Below are 7,927 nucleotides of genomic sequence, written 5' to 3'. Positions count from 1 at the left end.
AGCGGCGATTCTTAACGATTTGCATGAAGGTGTCTTGGTCTGCAATCAGCGCCACCAGTTGGTTCTATATAACGAGGTTGCTTTCGATATGTTGCGCGCCACCGCCGAATTGGGGCTGGGGCGGTCGCTGTTCGAGACGCTATCGCGTGAGCCGGTCGTTTATATGTTCGACCGCCTGTGTGGACACCTGAACCGATCGGCGCGCGGAATTCCATTTTTGGCCGGAACCGTTGACGACCGGATGCTGTTCCAGGCGCGGATGAGCCTGATCCGCACCGGGTCGGGTCCGGTGACCGGCTATGTCGTCACTCTGGTCGATGCCGCGCCGCAATTGGCTGGATTGGCCGGGCGGGCGGAATTGCTGCGCGAGGCTGCCGAGACAATCGAGGCTCCGCTGGCCCGCATCGCCGCCGCTACCAGCGAGGCTCCTCTGGTGCAGCGCGATTGCCTTGATGCCAGCCGTGGGGTGCGGCGATTGACCGAGGGCTATGACCGCCTGCTATCGTCCTGGTGGCCGATGGCCGATATCGTCTCGACCGAGTTGTTGTCCTTTGTTTGTTCGCGCCTTGGCGACGATGTTGCCGCCACCGTGATCGGTTTGCCGGTCTGGCTGCACGGCGATTCGCACTCTCTGGTCCTGGCCGTTGAGGCGTTGGTCCGTCATACCGCCGATCGGCTTGAGATCGATGCTGTCGATCTGTCCGCCGGAGCCGATGAAGAATCCGCCTGGGTGGAATTCAGCTGGGCCGGGAGCGGGGTTGAGTTTGCCGACATGGAACGCTGGTTAGGGCAGCCTCTGACCGCGCTGGGGGGGATCACCCTGCGCGACGTTCTGCTGCACCATGCCGGGGCAGTGCCCGAGCTTCGCCGTACCGAAAGCGGGGGGGCCGTTCGTTTGCCTGTCCCGAAAGCGCAGCAGCGACGCCGGCCAGAGCGTCCGGCCTTGCCGGCGCGGCCGGAATTTCACGACCTCGCCTTACTGGAGCAGGCCCGCGAGACCGGTGCTTTGGGCTCGTGTCCGCTGAAGTCGTTGAGTTTCGTTGTGTTCGATACCGAGACCACGGGTCTACAGCCGTCTCAGGGCGACCGCATCGTTTCGATTGCCGGGGTGCGGATTGTCAACGGCCGCATTCTATCGGGGGAAAGCTTTAATCGTGTGGTTAATCCCGGACGGCCGATCCCGGTCGAATCAGTGCGATTCCATGGCATTACCGATGCAATGGTGCGTGATAAGCCACCTGCCGAGGTGGTTTTGCCTCAATTCCGGGCCTATGTCGCCGATTCGGTTCTCGTGGCGCATAACGCCGCTTTCGACCTGAAATTTCTGCGGATGAACGAGCAGGCGATGGCGATCAGTTTTGATTGTCCTGTGCTCGACACCATGATTTTGTCGAGCTTTCTCGATGGGCCGGAAGCAGGGCACTCGCTCGATATCATTTGCGAACGCTATGGGATCGTCGTCACGGATCGCCATACCGCTCTAGGCGATGCGATGGTGACGGCGGCGGTATTGTTGTGCCAGATCGAGGCATTGGAGGGGCGCGGTATCGTTACTCTGGATCAGGCCGTCAAGACTCTGGATATCGCCCGCATTCTGCATGATCGTCAGCGGGTGCTGTAGCTCCTCTCTGCCGCTCGCTCAATGCGTGCCGAAGCCCTGAGCGTTGGTCAAATGCAAATGGCTCGCGACCAGCGTTGTTGTCGGGTCTGTCCTGCGTTGAGAATCAATAGGCTCGGGGTGAAAACTCGGGTTCGATGGCTTGACCGGGCATCGACATTCCTCCAGCATGGCGCGTCAATTCCACGACGCAGAAAGCGAGGCCGATGCGCCTTACCTTGCACACCGATTACGCGCTTAGGGTCATGATTCATGTTGGAATGCGCGATGGCGATCTGGTGACGATTACCGAGATTGCCGAGTGCCACGGCATCTCCAAGAATCACTTGACCAAGGTGGTGCATCACTTGGGCCGAGTCGGCTTTCTTGAAACGGTTCGGGGCAAGCATGGCGGGGTACGGTTGCTGAAGCGGCCGGATCAGGTTCGTCTGGGCGAGTTCATCCGCGCGACCGAAGAAGACTTTGCCCTGGTTCGTTGCATGCGTTGCGACAGCGAGGAGGGGTGCCTTCTGGAAGGTCACTGCCTCGCCAACCGTGCTCTGTCCGCTGGACTTGACGCCTTCTTTCATGAACTCGACCGTTATACTCTGGCCGACATGCTGGAGCGTGAGCGAGAGGCGGCGCAATAGCGTCTGGTAGTTCCGCTCGATCGCGATTCGGTGTATCCCTGGAGACAGCAATGACCCCGGAGGCTCGCCCCTATGTCTACCCTCAATGGTGCCGATAACGAAAACGAACTCAGGGTCATCAACGAATTTCTAGACGAGTTGCGCGATACCGCCAGCCAGCTACAGGTTCTTCTCGGCAATTTGAGATCGCGCAGCGTACCGCTGTCCGAGGGGCTGGCCACTCTGAAGCGCGAGGCAAGCAACCTGCGCAGTCACGCCCATGGTCTGAACCTGCCCATGATCAAGCTGGTAACCCACCGGCTTGACGAATATGTCGGCGAATTGAAGGATCTGACCGGGTCGGAAATCGATGAAATTCAGGTCTTTATCGACCGGATCGAAAAGCTTGCCGATGGCGAGGCCGTGGAAGAAACCGATGCTCCGGCCGTGGTTCGCGCCTTGCCCGCCAAGCGTTCGGCCGATATCGATTTCGGCAAGATCGAGAAGAAGAACGTCGAGATTCTTCTGGTTCTGCCCGAGAAGGCCATGGCCCGCATCGTCGAACGCGAATTGGCCAATTGCGGCTATCGTACCTCGGTGGTTCGCGATGCCTTTGCCGCGATTGAAACCGTGGTGCGGACCCGTCCCGACATGGTGCTGGCCGCGATGGAGCTGGGGCTGCTGACCGGCACCGACCTCGGTTGCGCCTTGGCGGCGATGCCCGCGACCGAGCGCATTCCTTATGCGGTGCTGACCAGCTACGAATGGGGCAGCCCTAAGCTGAAAGGCTTGCCGCCTCGTGCCGCTCTGGTACGCAAAGGCGCGCAGTTCTCCGACGATCTGGCTGAAACCCTGGCTCGTTTCGACATTACCTGACCCGACGATTTTCCCGATTTTCCTCCCTTGACGATCGCGACCGCGCACTTAAATCAAAGGTGCGCGGTCGCCGATAGTCGGGGCCGACGCGGCGGTGCCAGAGGTACCGTCCCGATCTGGTTGCTTCGCAAAGGAGAACTGGCAATGCGTACTTTTGATCTCTCCCCGCTGTTCCGTTCCACTGTTGGTTTCGACCACCTCAACCGGGTTTTCGATTCCGCCACGCGGGTCGATCCTGCGGCTCTGTCTTACCCTCCGTACAATATCGAGAAGCTGGGTGAGGAGCGCTACCGCATCACGATGGCGGTTGCCGGGTTTGGTGAAAACGATCTTGAGGTGACGGCAAAGGGAAACACCCTGCTGATCGCGGGCAAGGCTCGCAAGGAAGACCCTCAGGCTCAGTATCTGCACCATGGTATCGCCGGTCGTTCGTTCGAGCGCCGCTTCGAACTGGCCGATCATATCCGGGTGGATCAGGCGTCTTTGGTCAACGGGATGTTGTCGGTCGATCTGGTTCGCGAGATCCCCGAGGCAATGAAGCCCCGCACGATCAAGATCGGGAAACCGGCCGAACCTCAATTGATTGAAACCCAGGCGGCGTAACCCGCCTTCGGGTGGCGCCTCTGCCCTTGGCCTGCGGAACAAGCCGGGCAGAGGCGTCGCTTTCTCTCTATTTCTTAGACATCGCCCGCATTATTTCGTTGGCGTCAAACACGACGTCCGGCGTGTCCAGCCGTCCGTGCAGGCGAATTCCCAATGGCGGCAGGCCGGTACCGGCGGGCGCGACCGAGACACGGGCATCGACCGAGTTTTCGCCCAGATCGACGTTCCCGGTTCCGGTCAAGCGCCCCCCTTCGGCTGTCAGACTAAGATCACGGCTGGAAATAACGCCCTTTTCAGCGCGGATGGTGCCGGAGAGGGTTGAGAACCGGGTTGTTCCCCCGACCAACCCACCAGACAGCAATCCGGCCATGTCGCGCCGTTCCAATCGTGCATTGGCCTCGGCCAGATCGAAGCCGCGAATCAACCCGTCGCCGATGGTGATCTTTATCTCGCCCGTCAGGGTCGTGGCCAATTGCGCCGGAGCGAGCCCGGCGGTGGACAGGTGCGCGGTTCCGTCCAGCTTGCCTCCGGCCAGCGATAGGCCGCCTGCCGATAATCCCAGGGCACCGGCATCCAGCCCGGAAAGGATCAGATCGCCGCCCAAGCCACCAGACATCAGCCGTCCGCTGCCCTCGATCGTGCCCCCCAGGGTTCGGGCGCGCAGTCCGTCGAAGGTCGCGCTGCCGCTGCCAGTCAACGCCAGATGGGTTGAAACATTGTCCAGTCGCCAGGATTTCAGCATCAGGGCGGTGGCGTGGATCGTCATGTCGGCGCGGGGAAGCCCACCGAGCGGAATCGCTTCGACATGCCCGCGTGGCACCGGTGGCGGTGGAGGACTTTCATCGCCTCTTCCGCTATGTCCAGCGGCGGCTGGACGGGGCCGCGCCGCCATTGCTATCCGTGTTTTTCCCTCGGGCGGCAAGAAGGGATCAAGGCGCACTTCACCAGCGTTCAGTTCTGCATGAACCGGGCCGTCCGGTTCAATGCGGACCCGGCCGTCGATCTGGGCGCTTCCGGCCGTCAGCCGCAGATCGTCGAGAGTCAGCGCGCCTGAATCGCTGCCAAGCGTGGCGCTCGCGGACATTTGCCCGTCACGGCTTGGCCGATAATCCGCGACCAAGAGCCGCACGGCGTCGGCATAGCTGGGACCATGTACTTCCAGCGCGCCGACCAGGGTTCCGTCGTCGCCGCGCCCACCGTCGAAAGCCGCTTCGATTCCCCGGACGGACAGGCGTGCGGTGATGCTTTGGCTCAGGCTGACCGCGCCGGTGGCGCGGATGTCGTCGAGACCGAGCACAAGCGGCGACAGGTCCAACCGACCGTCATGGCCGGACAAGGTCGCGTCAAGTCGTGCGGTGCTCGGCCACGTGCCGCCGCCGCTGCCTGGCCAGGCCCAGGCGCGCAGACGGGGGGGATCGGCACTCTCCAACTTCACTTTACCACTGAAGGACGGGCCGCTTTCTTCCATCGAAAGCATACCGCTGAGATCCATCGCGGTGCGGCCTGGAAGCTGGGCCGAGACGGTACTGATGTTCAGGACGCCGCCGTCGAGCATCGCGCTCAGACGTGGGCGGCGCACCACGCCACCGCGCCAGCGTATCGTGTCGGCGGCGATATCGAAATTGACGGTAACATTGGCGGGTAACGGCAGCCGCAATGCCGGAGCGGCGGTTGTTTTCGCTGCGGCGATAGGAGTCGGATCTGCCGAAGCTTTTCCCTCGGCGACCTCTCTGGCCTTGATCGCCGCCGGGCTGCCCTGGTCAAGGTCCAGGGTCTGGGCGCGCAGGCTGACATCGATCGCGACCGGATTATTTCCCAGGATGGCGACAATCTCGCCTCCGACCCGTGACTCGCCAAGCGCGACGGTGATTTCCTGCAAGGCGGCTTCGTCTGGTGTGACCGACAGCCGTCCCTCGGCGGTCAATGGTGCGTCGGGAAGATCGGCCGTTCCCACGGCGCGGGCCAGCGAGGGAATTTCGAGCGACAATCGCCCATCGGCTCGCATCGCTGTGACCAAGGAGTCAAGTCGTATCGTTCCGCCAACCGGGGAGGGCAGGTGCAACTGGGCGCGCACTGGAATCGCTGGACCACCGCCGGGCCGCGCCCCTTCGGCTTCGAAGGGAATGGAAAGGCCGCCCAGCCCCAATGTGCCGCTGGCGGTGAAGCCTCCGTCCAGCCGTCCCCCGGCGGCAAAGATCTCGCCTAACTGGATCGTCCCATCAAGCGTTGCTCCGCCACCTAACCGCCCACCGGACAGGCCCACCCCGACCAGCGCGATTCGTCCCGACAGCAGGGGGGCAATCCCGAATTCCAGTCGAACGGTTTCGAACCCGGCGGTGCCGACCGAGACTCGCTCCAGGATGACAACCGGGTCCGGGACCAGACGCGCTGAGATCGGTCCCGAAACCGACACGGGCCAGCCCAGAGCCGCCGTTGCGGTCCGTTCGATCCCTGGACGCAGCGAACTCCAATCCATCAGTGCCGGAACCACCAGCACCGCCACTACGCCACCGGCCAGGGTTGCCGCGGCGATTTTTAGGGAAACACCAGTCATGATGGGTCAGGAGCCGTCCGTTCGGGTTCAAGGTCGGGGTCCGGCAGGGGGTCTGTCTGGGGCTCCGGGGTGGAAGGAGGCGAGGGGGCCTCGGTAGATTCCAGCTTCGGCTCCGGCTGTAGTGTGGGCTTCGGTGCCGGATCGGGTCGTCGCTGGCGCAAGGTCACCAACTCCTCGGCGGCGGTGGGGTGCACGCCCAAGGTCGCGTCGAACTGTGCCTTGGTGGCGCGGCACCGCAATGCCACTGCAAATCCTTGGATGATTTCAGGCGCGTCGGGGCCGATGACGTGGACGCCCAGCACATGATCGTCGTCGCGTTCGACCACCAGTTTGACCAGCGCCCGCCCGCCGCGTCCGGTCAGACCCTGGCGTAGCGGCCTGAAGCGGGAAATATAGACATCGACGCTGCCATACAGCCGCCGCGCCTCATCCTCTCCCAGTCCGACCGTCGCCAATGGCGGTGCGCCGAACACCGCCGTCGGCACCAATTGGTGGTCGATCGCGGTGGGACAGCCCTGGAACGCGGTGCGGACGAAGGCTCCGGCCTCGGCCAGAGCCGCCGGAGTGAGGTTCAGCCGATTAGTGACATCGCCGACCGCCCAGATGTTGCGAATCGACGTGCGGGAAAAGGCATCGACGATGACAGCCCCGCGCTCGTCCAACTGAACACCCGCCGCCTCCAATCCCAATCCTGCGCTGTTCGGCACCCGCCCGGTGGCATAGAGGATCAGGTCCGTTTCGATCGTTTCGCCTGGATTGCCGTCGATATCGGAGGTTAAAACCCGGCTGCCGCTGCGGTCGCGTTCGATGGCGCGGACCAGGGTACGCGGACGGATATCGATGCCCAGCGCTTCCATCTCTTCAGTCTGGGCGGAACGCAGATCGGGGTCGAAGCCGCGCAGGATCGCCTCGCCGCGCAGGAGCAGGGTGACCTCGACTCCCAGTGCGTTAAAAATACCGGCGAACTCAACCGCGATATAGCCGCCCCCGACGATCACCGCCCGCCTGGGTAATTGCATCAGGTCGAGAGCTTCGTTCGAGGTGATCGCGTGCTCGATCCCCGGCAAGGCAGGCAGAAACGGCTTTCCCCCCGTGGCGATCAGAATTGTCTCGGCGGTTAGTCGGCGCTCGCCGACCTGGACGGTATGGGCATCAAGCAGAGTGCCGCGCCCCTTGACCATGGTCACCCCGGCCTCGCGCAGGACGCGGGCATAGATTGTTTCCAGCCGGTTCAACTCGGCATTCTTCGATACAACCAGCCGGGCCCAGTCGAATTCCGCCCCCGTGACCTGCCAGCCGAACGCTTCGGCATCCGCCAATTCGGCGGCGAACCCGGCTCCGATCACCAACAGCTTCTTGGGCACACAGCCACGCATCACACACGTGCCGCCAACCCGCGATCTCTCGATCATCGCAACCCGTCGCCCGGCTTCGGCGGCCAGACGGCTGGCTCGTACCCCGCCGGAGCCAGCTCCAATAGTGATCAAGTCGAAATCGTAGGCGGTCATTGAGAATCCTTCGGCCGGGGGAAGGCGTTCTTTCTACCAAGCCGGATCGGTAGCGAGAAGCACCGCATTACACTCGGCCCAGGCGGCGAGGCGGGGCGCTGCCGACAGACATCTGGAACAGGTAATACAAAAGCGCCGGAGGCGGACCAGCGCCAAAACC

6 protein-coding genes are annotated in these 7,927 nt (G+C 62.8%); 4 read left to right on the top strand and 2 right to left on the bottom strand.

Annotated features, from left to right (window positions below; translation table 11 throughout):
• The 4 genes from PHAMO_RS06825 to PHAMO_RS06810 all read left to right on the top strand — a co-directional run.
• A partial coding sequence (locus PHAMO_RS06825) for a 3'-5' exonuclease (protein ID WP_040566342.1) occupies positions 1 to 1,621 on the top strand: 1,621 nt, incomplete at its 5' end.
• Between the two features lie 203 nt (positions 1,622 to 1,824).
• A complete protein-coding gene (locus PHAMO_RS06820; RefSeq protein ID WP_002727730.1) occupies positions 1,825 to 2,247 on the top strand; it encodes an RrF2 family transcriptional regulator in 423 nt (140 codons plus the stop codon).
• A gap of 72 nt (positions 2,248 to 2,319) precedes the next feature.
• Complete coding sequence (locus tag PHAMO_RS06815) at positions 2,320 to 3,102, top strand: response regulator (protein WP_002727728.1); 783 nt, start codon at positions 2,320 to 2,322, stop codon at positions 3,100 to 3,102.
• Between the two features lie 144 nt (positions 3,103 to 3,246).
• Entirely contained in the window at positions 3,247 to 3,705 is a 459-nt protein-coding gene (locus PHAMO_RS06810; protein WP_002727727.1) for an Hsp20 family protein, read from the top strand.
• Between the two features lie 67 nt (positions 3,706 to 3,772).
• Here PHAMO_RS06810 and PHAMO_RS06805 read toward each other — a convergent pair whose 3' ends face one another.
• The gene (locus PHAMO_RS06805; RefSeq protein WP_002727726.1) at positions 3,773 to 6,259 is read right to left on the bottom strand and encodes an AsmA family protein; all 2,487 of its coding nucleotides are present in this window, start codon (positions 6,257 to 6,259) and stop codon (positions 3,773 to 3,775) included.
• Positions 6,256 to 7,767, bottom strand: coding sequence for a glutathione-disulfide reductase (gene gor / locus PHAMO_RS06800; protein WP_002727725.1), 1,512 nt, complete (start codon positions 7,765 to 7,767; stop codon positions 6,256 to 6,258). Before gor ends, PHAMO_RS06805 begins: the two co-directional genes overlap by 4 nt.
• Positions 7,768 to 7,927 lie beyond the last annotated feature (160 nt).

This window comes from Magnetospirillum molischianum DSM 120 (assembly GCF_000294655.1).
Taxonomy (GTDB): Bacteria; Pseudomonadota; Alphaproteobacteria; order Rhodospirillales; family Magnetospirillaceae; genus Phaeospirillum; species Phaeospirillum molischianum.
The sequence above is the reverse complement of the archived record's forward strand: the minus strand, read 5'-3'. Positions and strand labels throughout refer to the sequence as shown.